Here is a 15,673-nt window from a genome sequence, read left to right on the forward strand (position 1 = left end):
GGGTTGCGCCAATGCTCATGCTCTGAAACATATCTGGGAGGGCACTTTTTGGTTCCCAACCCTGATGCGAATGCGCTAAGGGTTGCCATGGCTTGTTCTCGTTCTGTTCCTGCACAGAATGGGATGAGGGCATTCCGGTCGCACACACATACGCCGGGGCTAGGCTGCACACCTACCCCGGCACACATACGAGGATTGTCAGATGGCAACTACTCTTGAGGCCGCGCAGATAGAGCGCGAGCATAACGCGCTTCTTGTGGGGCGCGAACGGGCGTCCATACGCGATGCACGGGCAGCCATTAACGGGCTGGCCACGCGGGCAGAAAAGCTGACCATGCCGGTAATGGTCGCGCTGGTGGCAGGCTTTTTGCAGGCCCAGCTGGATCACTATGATACGGGCAAGGTCGGTAAGCGTCCTGCGTGGTATTCTGTCCTGAAACGGGTTGATCTGCCTACCGTTGCGTCCGCAGCCCTGCAATGCGTGTGGAATGCAGCTTATTCTCGCGCCACGCTGACCTACACCTTGCTCCAGCTGGGCGGGATACTGGATGCCATTCAGGCGAATGCACCCCTGAAGCGGGGCCGCAGCGGTTTGCGGGCCAAGAAATCCGACATAGGGGAATCTGCGTGGGACGACAGCACGCGCGTGCTGATGGGCGCACCTTTGTGGAATGCGGCCAGCGTCACCTGCCTGTTCCGCCTGACAGAAACGGAAGGAAAGCTGAAGAAATACCGCGCCGGGTTTTCCAAGGAAGCGAATGAGCTGCTGAACGATGTCGAAGGCAGTAACCTGATGGTTTCGCCACCGTTCCGACCTATGCTTGTCCGGCCGCTTCCGTGGAAGAACCGACGCAGCGGGGCCTATCTGACCAGCCAGATGCAGCAGTTTCTACCGCTGGTCCGTAAGCAATGCCCTGAATCGCGCACAGCCATCAATAAGGCCATTCGTGCGGGCACCATGAAGCCCGTGCTTCGGGCCGTGAACAGCCTCCAGTCTGTACGCCTGTCCGTTAATCCTGATGCGCTCGCGTTGCGCAAGCACGTGTGGGATGCGGGCATTCACATACCGGACGTTACCCCCTTGCGCACGCCGCTGCACGTTGACGCGCGTGTGCCTGGGTGCATTTCGCTTTGGACCAAGAGGGACCGTGCCCGGTATATGCAGCGCAGGCACAAGGCGTTGTCCATCAATGGGGGAATACCCGCAGGCATAGCACAGTGGGAGCGGGACACCTATGAGGCTGACCTGCTGCTGACCTTTGGTATGCCCTTTTACCAGCCGCATATGCTGGACTTTCGAGGCCGTGTGTATCCTGCACCGGCCTTTTCCCATCATCGGGGCGATGCCACGAAGGCTTTGATCCAGTTTTATGACGCTAAACCGTTAGGCGAGCATGGGCTGTTCTGGCTGAAAGTTCATGTGGCCAACACCGGGGACTTTGAGAAGGTCAGCAAGGAGCCGTTCGAGGTCCGCGTCCGGTGGGTGGACGATAATCTGCACCTGATCCGTGCAATGGTTGCGGCCCCTTCAGCCTCCCGCATGTGGCAGGAAGCCGACGCCCCTTTCAGTTTCTATGCGGCCTGCTGTGACCTGATCCGTGCGCTGGACGACCCTGATCCGGCCAAGTATGAATCACGCATACCCGTGGCGCTGGACGGGTCTAATTCGGGCGTCCAGCACTATAGCGCGGCGACGCGGGCACCTGAAGGTGTCCATGTGTGTCTGGTTGACCCTGACCGGCCCCACGATCTTTATGCTGAGGTCGCCAAGGAATGCCAGAGCATTTGCGAGGCGGACGCCAAGGGGCTTCAGGCAGCTGACCCGTCTGACTACCTGGACCAGATCAGCCACCAGATCGACACGATCAATGAAGCGGCCAGGACGCGGGCTGGAGACGCCAAGATTGTCATGACGGATGCCGAGAAAGCGGAACTGGACCGCCTCAGCGCCGAAAAAATGAAGGCAGCCGCCGCACAGTGGATGGGGGTGGGCATCACCCGTTCCATCGTAAAACGCCCGGTCATGACCTTCGGCTATTCAGCCGTGGCTTATGGCTTTAGCCAGCAGATACGGGACGATTACATGAGCGGCCTGTCCCTGCGCGTCATGGCCGGAGAGGACGACCAGCACGCATTCGGGGCAGATGAAGGGGCAGCGGCGTCCACCTATCTGGGCAAGGCTATATACCAAGCGACGAAGGCTGTTCTGCCGAACGTCAGCGCGGCAATGAGCTGGCTTCAACATGCCGCATCGGTTCTGGCGGGCGAGAGCAAGGGCGTTGAAATGGTGACGCCCACGGGCTTTCCCATGATACAGCGTACGACAGAGGAAGTGGCCACGCCTGTGCGGGCCATGCTGGCACCGGCAGGCATCAAGTGGGATGGCTGGATGGGTCGTTCGGAAATGGTCGGCAGCACCTTCTTGGCCCAGCTGCAACTTCTTACCTACGCGCCAGACCCTAAGCGCGTGAACAAGTCTGCCCAGAAGTCCGCAATCAGTCCGAACGTGATCCATGCCTGCGATGCGGCCCATCTGACCATGACCGTTAATGCCATGGCTGACGCAGGCCATCTGGATATGCTGGTGATCCACGACTCATTCGCCAGCCATGCAGGCAATGCCAACGATCTGTCCCACATCACACGGGAGCAGATGGTGGCCCTGTATGAGAACTGGAGTCCGCTGGCGGACATATATGAGAGGGCAATGGCCGTCCTGAGCGATGAAGGGAAGGCTAAATTGCAGCCACCGCCCCCTCAAGGAGACCTTGATCTTCGCGTGCTGCTGAAAGCTAAATACGCCTTCGCGTGATATTACAAAAACCCCTGATAATCCAATAGGTTATCGGGGGTTTTCTGCATTTAGAGCTGATATTTGCATAACATGCGTTGGACAGAACGCTGGCAGGAAACTGCACTGTTCCTTGCCGGTGTCCGGCGCGTGTTTCCGCAATCCACACACAATGCAGGACATTAGAAATGCCCGAACACGATCTTACACCCGAATACATGGCAATGGTCCAGCGCGACATTGCCGCCAATCTTCCCGCAATGCAGTCACGCTACCCCGGCCTTCAGGACATCATCCTTGAGTTCGAGGGAGGCAATGCAGCAAGCGGCCGTGAAGGGCACATTCTCATGGACCACGACGATGCCGACCCCGATGCTCCGGCCGATGAAGCTGCTGGCGAACCGGAGCCGGAAGTGGAGACAGGGCTTACCGTGGAAGAAGGCCGCGCCGACATCATCCGCTTTCCCGCCGAATGCGATGTGGCAGAAACCGATGATGGTTTCCTGATCGGGGTTCACCTGGAGGAAGCTGAAGCACTCACGAAGGTGCTTGCAGTTCCCAGTTTTGTGTTCTGGGCAGCCCGTTCCGCGCTGGCTCAGACATTCCACCGGCTGGTGACGCGCCTTGGAAGCGCAGCTCTAACCGCTCGCGCCCTTGAGGCAGATACCTTCGCGGTGATCGTGAGTGGCGATGAGCTGGGCGCTCTGGCGCGGTTCGGGAATTTCGTGGCTGCGCCGACCACCCGCGACAACACCATGGACCCTCTTGTGGCCCTCAATCTGGTGAAGTGTGGGCCGCTGCTGGCTCGTGCAGTTCTGGCAATGCGTGCGCTTGCCCTGCACACGGGTGATGCCGAAATCGCGGCTATGTGCGCGGCCGCATTGACCCGCCTGCCCGCCATTCAGACGGTTCCGGCCAGTGAGGGCAACAATGCCGAAGCATAACATCATCGTTCGTCGTGGGGCCTCTGGCCTCACGGTGGCAACGGCTGACGGGACCGTTTCAGACCTGAGCGATATGCCGAAGGAACACATTCACACCCTGTCAAACGCACTGGCGGCCGAGGTCGGCATCACGGGTGAACCTGCAAAAGCGTGGAGACGCAAACCGATGAAACACTTCAACAAGCACAAAAACGGACGGCGCAAACCGGACAAGAAAGGAGCAAATGGCAAGCGACAAGCTGAAAGTCACCACCCCGAAGGGTCTGGCCCGGTTCATCACGCTGGGGCGTGAGACCACCTTTAACGGCCAGGGCACGGGTAAACAGGAAGCCAGTATCATCCTCGATGGGGAAGGTCTGGCCGAACTGACCAAGATCGTCGAGGACTTCAAGGCCGAGACGTTCACGCCCAAGCAGATCAAGGCGGGCATCAACGGTCCGTTCAAGGAAAAGGACGGCAAGGTCTTCATCACGGCCAAGGCTTACGCAACCCGTAAGACTGGCGAGAAGGTGGTGATCCCTGTCGTGGATGCCCGCAGCAAACCCATCAAGAACCCCCCTGACATTGGTAATGGTTCCACCATTCGTCTGCGCATTGCTCTGAAGCCAACCGAGTTTCAGGGCAAGAATTACATTGGCGTCGATCTGATCGCGGTAAAGCTGATCAAGCTGGTCGAATACTCCAGCACGGGCTTCACACCTGACGATGATTCCGACGACGAGGAAGGGGCATATTACGCCAACGAGTTCTCCGGGTCCGATGGGGGCGCGTCCGGTGGGTCCGGTGATGATCTGGACGACGAGGTGCCCTTCTAACCGTGGCAACACGGCGCAGCGTCTATGGACTGATGCGGGCGAAGGGACAGCTCAAGTCGAAAGGGGAGTTCGACAGCGGCTTTGAGAGGGACGTTCTGGCACACCTTGAGGAAGCCGGAGCGCAGGTATCAAAGAACCCTGTCAGTAATGCTGGGAAGCATTTTTCATACCAACGGCCACCGCAGAAGTATTACCCCGACTATGTTCTGGGTAACGGCGTCTGTCTCGAAATAAAAGGCTTCTGGGATGATGAGGACCGGATGAAATTGAAATGCGTCAAGGCTGCATACCCTGACGCAGACATCCGCATCCTGTTCAACAACCCGAGGTCAAAGATCAGAAAGGGCGCAAAGACCACGTATGGGGAATGGTGCGAAAAGCACGGCATTCCCTACGCGAAAGGTCCGACCGTCCCGCCTGAATGGCTGGAATAGTTCCGGCCAACCCGCAGCGGCCTGCATAGCCGCTCAAACACACACAGCGAGAAAAGCAGTCAATCATGACCAGCAACAACAGCAACCAATCCCTTCTGATCGTCGGCGCGAAAGTCCGTGTGAAGCGCGACAACCGCTTGTTCGAAACGGAATATGAAGGACAGGTCGGGGAAGTCACCGGGCGGGAGCGGGGCTTCGTGGATGTCCGTTTCGAAAACGGCGGAACCGACTATGGCTACCCCGACGATGTTGAGGTTATCGGCCTGCCGGAAGGAACCCGTGTCCATCTCGAGGTGGCTGGTGGCGCGTGGCTTCCGCGTTTCGAGGGAATGACGGGTGTCGTGCGTATGCGCGGCCGGGGCATGGTGTTTGTGCGCTTCGATAATGGCATCACCGATTATGGTCCGGCCCGCTATCTTGAAGTCGTGCCGGAAGCGCGGAAGCCCGCTTTTGAGCGCCTGAGCGTTGGGGATCGCATCCGCGTGATCTCCGCATGGCACCGCTTCATGAGCAGCCAGATAGGCAAGACGGGCATTGTGGGGCGCGTTCACGGTATCGGCGGCTCGCGTGGTCGTGTCGTGGAGGTCCGCTTCGACGATGGATCAACTGATGACGGGCTTGAGGCCGAGTGCGAAAAGCTGGCTCCGATCACCGTCTCCAGCAACACGGCGACGGCCGCCGGAAGCCTGGTGAAGGTGTCCCGCATCACAGCCGCTCGCGGCATGAAGCAGGCTGATCGCCCCCTGACGGTCGCGCAAATCTACTGGAAGGGTCGGCATAAGCTGACCCCTCTGGCGCGGTCCATCTATGCCCTGATCGACGGGATGGGTTCAATCACCGCCCTGGACGCTATGCGTGCCAAGGGCGTGTCGTCTGGCTCCCTAACCCGCCGCATCACGGAACTGCGTGACATCGGCCTTCCGGTTGTCCGTGAAACCCACAAAGACCCGCTTACAGGCCGTCGATACGGCAAGTGGCGCTTCGCAGGAACAAGCAAGTAATGCTCGATTTTTTCGCACCCCTTTTCCGCATACTCAGCGTCGCCACAGGGCTGCTGGCGCTGCTCCACTATATGGGTGCGCCCATCCCGATCTGGGGGGCTCTGACCGCACCTGTGGCAGCCTCTTTCTGGGCCGTTCTGGTGCTGCTGGTGCTGGGCATCATCACCACGCTGTTTGAGATTGCCCTCGAATGGGCGGTCCGCCGCTTTTTTCGGGCGGCGAAAACCTGAAATCCAAAACAACAAAGGAGAACAAATGAACGAAGGTATCCTCGGTTCCATCTGCACCTTCATTGAAGGCCGCGTCACGAATGCAACCGCAAAGGTTGCTCTGGAGGTCTGCGCATCCGTTGCGAACGCGCTGGACCCGGAACTGGCGTCCGTTCTGACCAAGAAGGGCATCAATGCCACCACGCTGGGCACGGTTGTTACGGGCATCCTGTCCCTTGTGGATGAGGCCATTCCCGTGAAGGCCGCAGCGGCCACGACCGCAGCTCCCGCAGCTGCACCGGCAGCAGCCTAAAAGAACCGAGAAGGGCACGTCTAACAGCGTGCCCTTTTCTTTTACCGATCCAAGACTTTGGCGGAATCTCAAGGGTTCATCGCCACGCACATGCCCTGCCCAGATTGCGGATCAAGTGATGCACTGAGCGTAAACGATGCAGGGTGGTCGCATTGCTTCAACTGTGGGCAGCGCAGGCGCGTGGGGGCCGACGAAGGCCAGACACAGCAAACACAACAGAAATCGAAAGGGAGGCCCGATAAAGGCTTGATCGAGGACTTAGAGTTCTCTGGTATTCCCGCACGCGGCTTAACGGCCGAGACGTGCCAGAAGTGGGGATATGGGACTGGCAAAAACAAGCATGGCGATACCGTCCATGTGGCACAGGAATACAATTCATCCGGGCGCGTGGTAGCTCAGAAGCTCCGCACCCGAGACAAAAAGTTTACATGGCTGGGCGATAAGAAGGATGCGGAGCCGCTTTACGGAATGCACCTGTGGCCCAGCTCCGGCAAGCGCATCATCATCACGGAAGGCGAGATTGACGCCCTGAGCGTGTCCCAGGCGCAGCAGAACCGCTGGCCGGTCGTCTCCCTGGTGGATGGTGCCCAGAGCGCAAAGAAGGCCCTGTCTGAAGCCTATGAATGGCTCGACGGATACGAGCGCATCATCCTTATGTTCGATAACGACGAACCGGGACAGAAGGCGATTGAGGAAGCCGCCAGCGTGCTTCCACCCGGCAAGGCGTTCATCGCCAAGCTGCCCCTTAAGGATGCGAATGAGTGCCTGAAGGCCGGGAAGGTGCAGGCAATCATTCAGGCCAATTTTGACGCCCACCCGTGGCGGCCCGACAGCGTTCTGTCTGGTGGCGAACTGTGGGAACGCCTGACCAACTACAAAGGCCCAGAAGGCCAGGTTGTTCCGTGGGACATGATGAAGGGGCACATCCCCCTTCTGCCGATTCCGTCCGTTGTCACGCTGCTGGCTGGAACTGGATCAGGGAAAAGCACCACCTGCCGCGCGATTGAGCATCATCTGATCAAGTGTGGCGAGAACATCGGGGCAATTCACCTAGAGGAAGGCCCGGATCGAACTGCCCTCGGCATCGTCGGATATGAGGTAGGTGAGCGTCTGGACGTGTCCATGAAGGGCGTGGACCGGACCGCAATGAAGGCCGCCTATGACCGCACAGCGGGCCGTGAGGGGGTCTATTTCTATGACAGTTTCGGGTCCGTCGATCCTGATGTGATCCTCGCCAAGATCAGATACCTGGCACTCGCCGGTGGCTGCCGATACATCATTCTGGACCACCTGAGCATCATGTTATCAGGCATCGTCACGATGGACGAACGCAAGGCCATCGACGTGACCATGACCAAGCTGCGTTCTCTGGTCCAAGAGCTGAAGATATGCGTGATCCTTGTCAGCCACCTGACGAAAGGCAGCGATAAGGGCGGAAAGTCGCACGAGGAAGGCGGCCAAATCTCGCTCAGGGATGCCCGTGGCTCGCATTCTATCGTCCAGCTATCGGACATCGTTGTGGCGCTGGAGCGGAATCAGCAGGCAGAGGATGCCCACGACCGAAATCTGATCACACTTCGCGTCCTGAAGAACCGCCAATTCAGCACCACAGGCGTGGCCTGCAAGCTGTTCTATGACACAAAGACGGGGCGGCTGCTCGACTATCCGGCCGATTATCGAGACAACCCTGTGGACGAGTTTTCGCGGGATGAAAGTGAGCCTGCCAGTGACCCTCAGAGGGAGCCTGCATATTGAGCGGGCGCAGGTTTCTATTCGATATTGAGACCAACGGACTGCTCGACGAAGTTTCCATAATCCACTCCATCGTCCTGTATGACCCAGACCGAAAGGAGTGGATCAGCTGCGCGGACCAACCGGGCTACGTGCCCATTTCAGAGGGTCTGAAGCTGCTGCATGAGGCTGATCGTCTCTATGGGCACAACATCCTGCTCTATGACATCCCCGCGCTGGAGAAGATCACAGGGCTTAAGTGGGACAGGTCAAAGATCGTTGATACCCTGCTGCTGGCCCGTATTCTGTGGCCGGAAATCAAGCAGGGTGACATGTTCCGCTGGAAGCAAGGGACGCTTCCAGGGAGGCTTATCGGTTCCCACAGCCTGAAGGCTTGGGGCTACCGGCTCGGCGTCCTGAAGGGTGACTTCAGCGAAGATGCCGACTGGTCCACTTGGACCAAGGCCATGCAGACCTACTGTGAGCAGGACGTACGGGTAACGTTGGCCCTGTATCGGCAGATCGGCAAGAAGTTTGCTGACGGCACGATCACGCCTCGTGTCTATGAGCTGGAGCGCCGGGTTGCGGACCTGTGCTTCAGAATGACCGTGGAAGGCTTCACGTTCGATGTGAAAGCCGCAGGCATGCTTTACGCCGATCTTGCGGCCCGCAGCAATGAGCTGTTCGAGCAGATACAGCGGGCTTTCCCACCGATCGAGCGCATCACGACGATCATACCCAAGGTGAACAACAAAGTCCGTGGGTATGTGAAGGGCGTCCCGTTCCAGAAGCGCAAGATGGAAGCTCTGAAGCCGAAAGGCCGGGAGCAGCTGGCCGAGCGCCTGAAGCTGAGATACGGCTGGGATGCCCCGCGTGACGGCCGGACAGGGCGCGTCAATCTCGACGATGCTGTTCTGGCAAAGCTCGACTTCCCAGAAATCCCGATCATTCGGGAGTATTACGCCATCGAGAAGGCGTTGGGGATGCTTGCCATAGGCAAGAACGCTTGGCTCAAGCTGGAGCGAAACGGGCGCATTCACGGCGAATATGAGACAGCCGGAGCGGTAACGGGCAGAGCAACCCACAAGCGGCCAAACATCGCTCAGGTGATGAAGGTTGCCCATGATGGAGATGGGAACGTCCTGAAGGGGCTTGCGGGCGGCTTCGGGTTCGAGTGCCGGAGCCTGTTCACGGTCCCACCCGGATGGACCCTTGTGGGGGCCGATATGTCCGGGCTGGAGCTGCGCTGTCTCGGGCATTACCTGTCGATTTACGACGACGGGGCCTATGTGTCTGTCGTGCTGGACGGGGACGTCCACACGGTCAACATGAAGGCAGCGGGCCTACCCACCCGCGATAAGGCCAAGACGTTCATCTACGCCTATCTCTATGGGGCCGGTGATGAACTGATCGGCGCTATCGTGCTGCCCAACGCATCCGCAGCTGAACAGAAAAAGGCAGGCAAGCGCATCAAGGCGCAGTTCCTCAAAGGAATGCCTGCGCTGGCCAAGCTGCGCGACAAGGTGCGGGAAGCAGCCGAGCGCGGATGGATCGAAGGTATCGACGGCCGAAGGCTGACAATCAGAAAGCCTCACGCGGCCCTCAACACCTTGCTTCAGTCGGCCGGTGCCATCGTCTGCAAGCAGTGGATTGTCATGATCTATGACGAACTGCTCCGGCGCGGCCTCAAGTGGGGCTTGAGCGGAGACTTTTCGTTCTGCGCGTGGGTCCACGATGAAGTGCAGATCGCCTGCCGGACACCGGAGATTGCTGAGACAGTCGCACAGGTCTGCAAGGACATGGCAACAGCCGCAGGCGAGGCTCTCGGCTTTGACTGTCGCCTAAACGGGGATGCGAAGATCGGCCGCACATGGGCCGAGACGCACTAATCCCGCCCGAAGTCCTGCCGATCTTATGGGAGGCATGGGACAGCCCATTCACCACGAAATCCAATTTGGCGAAGGAAAGCGCCGATGAGGTTGCCATAGCCGCATCCGAGGGACTGATCAGCGTCCGTCTGGGATGTGGCCATGGCCGCGTCTGGCACATCACACCCGCAGGTCTGCATTGCCTGTGGGGTGCCATCCACTCAACCACCAAACAAGAAGAACACACGCACAATGCCGTTCAAACGCTACCCAGAAAACCCGAAGCGGGATGATAGCCTGTCCTTTGACGCAGGATTGACCGCAAAGCCTGCAAGTCGTCGTGGGACGATCACCGTCACCAGTGGACCGGCAGGGAAAGCCACCCTCCACATCCCCACGGGTGGGATGGAAGGCAATCAGACGGCCGATCTCGCACTTCCGGCAGGCCGCTTGACTCTGGAGGACATCCTCCACCTGGCACGCGACATGCACCTGACTGCCGATGAACTGATGGAAGCTGTGAGGGAGAACATTGAACATGCTTACCTGCGCACCTGATCCCCACACAATCCACGCGGTTATGAATGGGGAAATCCAGCCGTCCCCATACGCCACGCTGGAAGCAGCCAAGGAGGACCGATACGGCTTCAATGAGCCGCCCCTGTCCCCTGCTGTCGAGCAGGAGCGGGAAGGCCCGGTCATTATCGGGCTGTATTCGCCCATGTCGCATATGGGGAAGTCTACCCTTGCCAAGCTGGTAGCCGACAAGATCAGCTGTTCTGAGGGGGTCATGTCCACGGACATCCGCCCCTTTGCGGGGCCTCTCCGCGCCATTTGTTCTCTGGCTCTATCTCGTGTTGGCGTCAGAAACCCTCACAAGGCCATGACGGAAGGCAAGGATCGTCCCCTTGACGTTCTGGACGGAAAAACCCCCCGCCAGCTCATGATCGACATTGGCACGCATGGGCTTCGGGCGGTGTCGAACAACTACTTCATCAAGGCACTCGCACACGATATCGCCTTTAACCCGTTCCCGTTCATCATCGTGGATGATGTCCGCTTTGCGAATGAGGCGTGGTGGGTAGTGTCGCGCCGGGGCATCCTTGTCCGTGTCGAGCGCGAGGTTGATCAGGCCGATGGCCGGACGAAGCAATATGAGGGACAGCTGGAGCAGATGCGCGGCCTCTTTCAGTTCGACATCGTAAATCCGACGATGGCCGATCTGGACATATGGGCGCGGCGCATCGCGGCCGAGGCAATAAGCCGCAGATATGGCGGACAACCGCGCCATTAACCGCCCCTGAAATAAAGGGAGGGTTGCGTAAAGGGAGCCTTGCAGGGAGCCTTTCAGACATGCAATAGTCCGCTCTGCACACAATGGAGAGTAACAATGACCGAGCATGTTGAGGCTTCCCTCACTCCAATCTTTCACGACTTCCCGGTAACATCGAAGGACATGGTAAAGGTCCGCACAGTGGACATTGAGGGCCGCCTCATGTTCGTGCTGACGGACGTTTGCAGCATCCTCGGGAACCGGCCGGACAATCTGAAGTCTATCTTCGCGGATGGCGAGCGCCAGACGCACAAAGTCCTGACTTCACGCGGGCCGCAGAACGCAGTCATGGTCACTGAATCCGGGCTGTATAAGGCGATCCTGCGAGCGCACCGGAACACTGAAGTGGCCACCCGGTTTCAGGATTGGGTGACGCAATCCGTCCTGCCGACCGTTCGCAGTCGTGGGGCGTATGTGAAGGGCGAGGAAATCATCAATGACCCCACGGTTCCAGACAGCGTACGCGCCGAGGTCGCCTTGCAGACGGTTGAGACGCTTCAGCAGCGTGTGGCCGAGCTGACGCAGGCGGCTGAGACCTTCAAGGCGAAGGCCGAGGCTTTTGACCAGATCATGAATCGGGCATCAAAGAACCTGTCCGTCCGACAGGTTGCCAGACGGCTGTCTGGTGTGAACCTGCGTCTGGTGATGGGCACTCTGGTGGAGCTTGGATACCTTCGGAAAGCGGCAGCCGGATATTCCGTGCCCTCACAATATCGCGGCCGGTATTTCGACGAAACGTGGTCGCAGTTCCACGGCGCAAACACAATCAACGTGCTGCCTGAAGGGGTCGCCCTTATGGAGCGACTTTACCAGCGTGGGAAGTTCCAGCTGGTAAAACGCGCTGTCGTTAGGAAGGTGGCGAAAACAAAGAAGGAATGATCAAACATACCACAGGATGATACGGGCGCGGCAACGCTACTGATCGACGGCGATATTGTCGCTTTCAGCGCGGTTTCCGCGTCCCTTGAAGATTTTGAATGGTCGCCCGGTTCCGACATTTGGACGACCTTCACCCGAATGGGTGACGCAAAGGCCAAGTTTCGGGCCGACATCGAGAAAATTGAGGCCGCGCTAGAGCGGCTTGGCGTTCCCCGTAAGCAGACAATCCTCTGCATCACCGGCAAAGACAACTTCCGCAAAGAGGTTTTGCCCACCTACAAAGGGCACCGGAAGCGCAAGCCCCCCGGATACAGCCAGTTTCAAGAGTGGGTGCTGGAGGAAAGCGGTTACACCGTGTTCCTACGCCCGCGTCTGGAAGCCGACGATTGCCTGGGCATTCTCGGCACAGGGCCGACCATTAAAGGCCCGAAAGTAATCTGGTCCGAGGATAAAGACCTTCGCCAGATACCCGGCACACACCTTGATATGAAAAACCGCCAGCTGGTCGAGGTTTCCGAACTGGACGGCGAGCTTCTGCACGTCAAGCAGACCCTCACAGGGGACGTGACGGACGGATATACGGGCCTGAAGGGCTTTGGCCCGGTTTCCGTGAACAAGCTGATCGACAAGCACGCGAAGGATGGCCTGCCAGCACTCTGGGCAGCCGTGCAAGAGCAATTCGAGAAGAAAGGCATGACCCGCGAGGACATGCTGGTGCAGGCCCGCGTGGCCCGCATCCTTCGGGCTTCCGACTATAACTTCAAGAATAAGGATGTGATCCTGTGGCAACCAAGGTGAAATGGGCGCTATCGGACTTCGCCTTGTTCTTGGCGGTTCTTGGATATTACTTCTAACCGATAGGTAAAATAATGTATTACGATAAACAGATGGAGACAGAGGTTTCCTACTCAACACTATGCGTGTTCTAGTCGCATGTGAATACAGCGGTCGGGTTCGGGATGCATTTTTGGCGAAGGGGCATGATGCGCTGTCATGTGACCTTTTGCCCACAGACCGGCCCGGACCGCACCACCAAGGAGACGTAAGGGATATTCTAGGCAGGGGATGGGATTTACTCATAGCCCACCCCCCATGCACATATCTCTCCGTATCTGGGCTGCACTGGAACAAGAGAAATCCAGAGCGTGCCAAGCTGACTGAGGAAGCCTTGAGGTTTGTTCAGTTCCTGATGGACGCGCCGGTGGCGAAAATTGCCATTGAGAACCCTGTGAGCTGCATATCATCAAGGATAAGGAAGCCTGACCAAGTCATTCAGCCTTACTGGTTCGGGGCAGATGCATCCAAAAAGACGTGCCTGTGGCTGAAAGGTCTTCCCAACTTGGCCGTCCCCGACAAATCCCTTTGGTTTCCGGCAAGGACAGTCTGCGACCCAAGAAACGGGAAAGAAGTCTCCCGCTGGGCGAACCAGACTGACAGCGGGCAGAACCGGCTTGGGCCGTCTGAGGACAGGTGGAAAGTAAGATCAGAAACATTCGAAGTAATTGCACGGGCATTTGCCGAAAATTGGGGTAAAAATAATGGACTATGAGGACTTTTGGTACTGCATATGGCGCATGATCTGCGCCAGTGTGGTGGCGCTCGCCATCGTGATCGCGGGAGGCACCGACATGGCGACGAAGTATGACGACGCGGTTATCAAGGCCGCGATTGAGCATGGTTATGGTCCAGCTGAAGCTCGCTGTGCCGTCATGGACCGGGACCATTCCTGCGTCCAGGCAGTGAAGATCGTGGAGAAAGCCGAGTGAGCCTGCCTGAAGGCTTCAAACCAATGAAGGGCGACGTTGGGGAGTGGTCGGACTTCACATTTCCCTGCTACGCCTCGCCCAAGATTGACGGCTACCGCTGCATTGCTTCTGGCGGTCAAGCCCTGTCCGCGAAGCTAGTCCCTCACGGAAACCAATTCATCCAGCAGTTCTTCAAAGAGCACGCTGAAGCTCTTGAGGGGCTGGACGGGGAGCTGGTGGTTGGAGCTGCGAATGACCCGGAAATCTTCAACAAGTCTGGCGGTGCGATCCGCCGCACCTCTGGGGAGCCGCACTTCACCTTCTGGGTGTTCGACTACGTGGACGCCGATATGGAGTTCCGCGCTCGCTTTGGGCTTCTCAGTGATCTACTAGCACGCGAGGGTAGTCTTGCGCAGCGTGTGCGTGTCGTTCCCACGACATACATTCGTTCCTTGGCTGAGCTGAAGGGTTACTACGCCGACCGGGTTGCACAGGGGTATGAGGGTATCATGGTCCGCTCCCTGAACGGCCCCTACAAGTTTGGCAGATCAACCCGTAGAGAGGGTTATCTGCTGAAGCTGAAGCCCTTCCGCGATGATGAGGCTGTCCTGCTTGAGGTGATCGAAGAGCAGGCCAACACCAACGCTGCGCAGAAGGATGCGACGGGCCGGACCAAACGCAGTTCAGCAAAGGCCGGAAAGGTCGGCAAAGGGACTGCCGGGAAGCTCCGTGTGCGGTTCATCAATGGTCCGTTCAAGGACCAGGAACATATCATCGGCACCGGAAAGCTGACGAAGGAGCAGAAGCAGACGCTATGGGATGAACGCTTCGGTCTGCATGATGACGCTCGACAGGGAAATTACCAGCTTATGACGGTTCACCACATGGACCACCTTGGCGGCTACACACGGCCCCGTCATGCTGGTTTCCTGCGTTGGCGGGACTGGTCGGACATCGACCTACCTGAAGCCGCTTAACCGCGCCTGCACAGCGCGAATACAAACCACACACCACACACAACAAACTGAAAGGAGATAAATGGTCATTTACATCTGCGCGGCAGTCATTGTCGCGCTTTGCGTAGGCTTTGTCGTCTGGCTCTATATCGTGGGCCAGAAGGCAGGCACCGCAGCAGGGACAGCCGAGGTCGCTCAGGCGTCCGAAGCACAGGCCACCGAAGTGGCGACTGTCACTCAGGATGAGGCGGCTGCTCTCGCAGCAGGCCCGTCGAACGAGAGCGAGCTGCTTGCGGACCTGAAGAACCCCAAGGAGGCGTTCTGATGCGTAGGATCGCCTCTATTGCTCTGCTCGCGCTGCTTTCTGCCTGCGCCGACAAGCCGGGTTATGTTACCGGCCCGTGTCCGACTGTCCGTGAGTTCACGATGGACGAACGCATTCAGGCAGCTGGCGAGCTGACGATGGCGCAGACCAAGGGCGTCCCGATGGATGAAGTCTCCAGCATGTTGATCGAGCTGGACGATCAGGACCGGGCCGCGCGGGCCTGCCAGTCCGATGCCGCGAAGCGGGCAACCGTTGCCACGAAATAACCCCCTCAAAAGAACCGCGAGGATCGGCGCTGAGTGGATTCTGGCTCGCCTGAGCGAGAAGTC

Annotated in this window: 18 protein-coding genes; all 18 read left to right on the top strand. The window is 58.5% G+C overall.

The genetic code is table 11. From position 1 onward, the window contains the following. Window positions 1-202: 202 nt before the first annotated feature. Window positions 203-2,812: a DNA-directed RNA polymerase gene (locus LDL28_RS15420; RefSeq protein WP_233059545.1), complete on the top strand. Its 2,610-nt coding sequence runs from the start codon at window positions 203-205 to the stop codon at window positions 2,810-2,812. 167 nt (window positions 2,813-2,979) lie between these two features. Then, window positions 2,980-3,735 (top strand): hypothetical protein, encoded by a 756-nt coding sequence (locus LDL28_RS15425; RefSeq protein WP_233059546.1) that lies wholly within the window; start codon window positions 2,980-2,982, stop codon window positions 3,733-3,735. A 224-nt stretch (window positions 3,736-3,959) separates the two neighbouring features. Beyond that, complete coding sequence (locus LDL28_RS15430) at window positions 3,960-4,550, top strand: hypothetical protein (RefSeq protein ID WP_233059547.1); 591 nt, start codon at window positions 3,960-3,962, stop codon at window positions 4,548-4,550. A gap of 2 nt (window positions 4,551-4,552) precedes the next feature. Further along, complete coding sequence (locus LDL28_RS15435; protein WP_233059548.1) at window positions 4,553-4,984, top strand: hypothetical protein; 432 nt, start codon at window positions 4,553-4,555, stop codon at window positions 4,982-4,984. A gap of 65 nt (window positions 4,985-5,049) precedes the next feature. Beyond that, on the top strand, window positions 5,050-5,985 hold the full coding sequence (locus LDL28_RS15440; RefSeq protein ID WP_233059549.1) for a helix-turn-helix domain-containing protein: 936 nt from the start codon (window positions 5,050-5,052) through the stop codon (window positions 5,983-5,985). After that, window positions 5,985-6,215, top strand: coding sequence for a hypothetical protein (locus LDL28_RS15445; RefSeq protein ID WP_233059550.1), 231 nt, complete (start codon window positions 5,985-5,987; stop codon window positions 6,213-6,215). The genes LDL28_RS15440 and LDL28_RS15445 overlap by 1 nt, the downstream gene beginning before the upstream one ends. A 25-nt stretch (window positions 6,216-6,240) precedes the next feature. Then, on the top strand, window positions 6,241-6,507 hold the full coding sequence (locus LDL28_RS15450) for a hypothetical protein (RefSeq protein WP_233059551.1): 267 nt from the start codon (window positions 6,241-6,243) through the stop codon (window positions 6,505-6,507). 246 nt (window positions 6,508-6,753) lie between these two features. Further along, window positions 6,754-8,262, top strand: coding sequence for a toprim domain-containing protein (locus LDL28_RS15455; protein WP_233059552.1), 1,509 nt, complete (start codon window positions 6,754-6,756; stop codon window positions 8,260-8,262). Beyond that, entirely contained in the window at window positions 8,259-10,127 is a 1,869-nt protein-coding gene (locus LDL28_RS15460; protein ID WP_233059553.1) for a DNA polymerase, read from the top strand. The genes LDL28_RS15455 and LDL28_RS15460 overlap by 4 nt, the downstream gene beginning before the upstream one ends. A gap of 231 nt (window positions 10,128-10,358) precedes the next feature. Further along, window positions 10,359-10,664, top strand: coding sequence for a hypothetical protein (locus LDL28_RS15465; protein ID WP_233059554.1), 306 nt, complete (start codon window positions 10,359-10,361; stop codon window positions 10,662-10,664). Further along, window positions 10,645-11,400, top strand: coding sequence for a hypothetical protein (locus tag LDL28_RS15470; RefSeq protein WP_233059555.1), 756 nt, complete (start codon window positions 10,645-10,647; stop codon window positions 11,398-11,400). Before LDL28_RS15465 ends, LDL28_RS15470 begins: the two co-directional genes overlap by 20 nt. A 96-nt stretch (window positions 11,401-11,496) precedes the next feature. Next, a complete protein-coding gene (locus tag LDL28_RS15475) occupies window positions 11,497-12,318 on the top strand; it encodes a BRO family protein (RefSeq protein ID WP_233059556.1) in 822 nt (273 codons plus the stop codon). A 138-nt stretch (window positions 12,319-12,456) separates the two neighbouring features. Continuing rightward, on the top strand, window positions 12,457-13,116 hold the full coding sequence (locus LDL28_RS15480; RefSeq protein ID WP_233059557.1) for a hypothetical protein: 660 nt from the start codon (window positions 12,457-12,459) through the stop codon (window positions 13,114-13,116). Window positions 13,117-13,234: 118 nt separating this feature from the next. Beyond that, window positions 13,235-13,867, top strand: a complete 633-nt coding sequence (locus LDL28_RS15485; RefSeq protein ID WP_233059558.1) for a hypothetical protein — start codon at window positions 13,235-13,237, stop codon at window positions 13,865-13,867. Beyond that, window positions 13,857-14,084, top strand: a complete 228-nt coding sequence (locus LDL28_RS15490; RefSeq protein WP_233059559.1) for a hypothetical protein — start codon at window positions 13,857-13,859, stop codon at window positions 14,082-14,084. The genes LDL28_RS15485 and LDL28_RS15490 overlap by 11 nt, the downstream gene beginning before the upstream one ends. Next, the gene (locus LDL28_RS15495) at window positions 14,081-15,040 is read left to right on the top strand and encodes a hypothetical protein (protein WP_233059560.1); all 960 of its coding nucleotides are present in this window, start codon (window positions 14,081-14,083) and stop codon (window positions 15,038-15,040) included. Before LDL28_RS15490 ends, LDL28_RS15495 begins: the two co-directional genes overlap by 4 nt. A gap of 61 nt (window positions 15,041-15,101) precedes the next feature. After that, window positions 15,102-15,344, top strand: a complete 243-nt coding sequence (locus LDL28_RS15500; protein WP_233059561.1) for a hypothetical protein — start codon at window positions 15,102-15,104, stop codon at window positions 15,342-15,344. Beyond that, window positions 15,344-15,610, top strand: coding sequence for a hypothetical protein (locus LDL28_RS15505; protein ID WP_233059562.1), 267 nt, complete (start codon window positions 15,344-15,346; stop codon window positions 15,608-15,610). The genes LDL28_RS15500 and LDL28_RS15505 overlap by 1 nt, the downstream gene beginning before the upstream one ends. Window positions 15,611-15,673 lie beyond the last annotated feature (63 nt).

The sequence above is a fragment of the Komagataeibacter sp. FNDCR2 genome, from assembly GCF_021295395.1.
Taxonomy (GTDB): Bacteria; Pseudomonadota; Alphaproteobacteria; order Acetobacterales; family Acetobacteraceae; genus Komagataeibacter.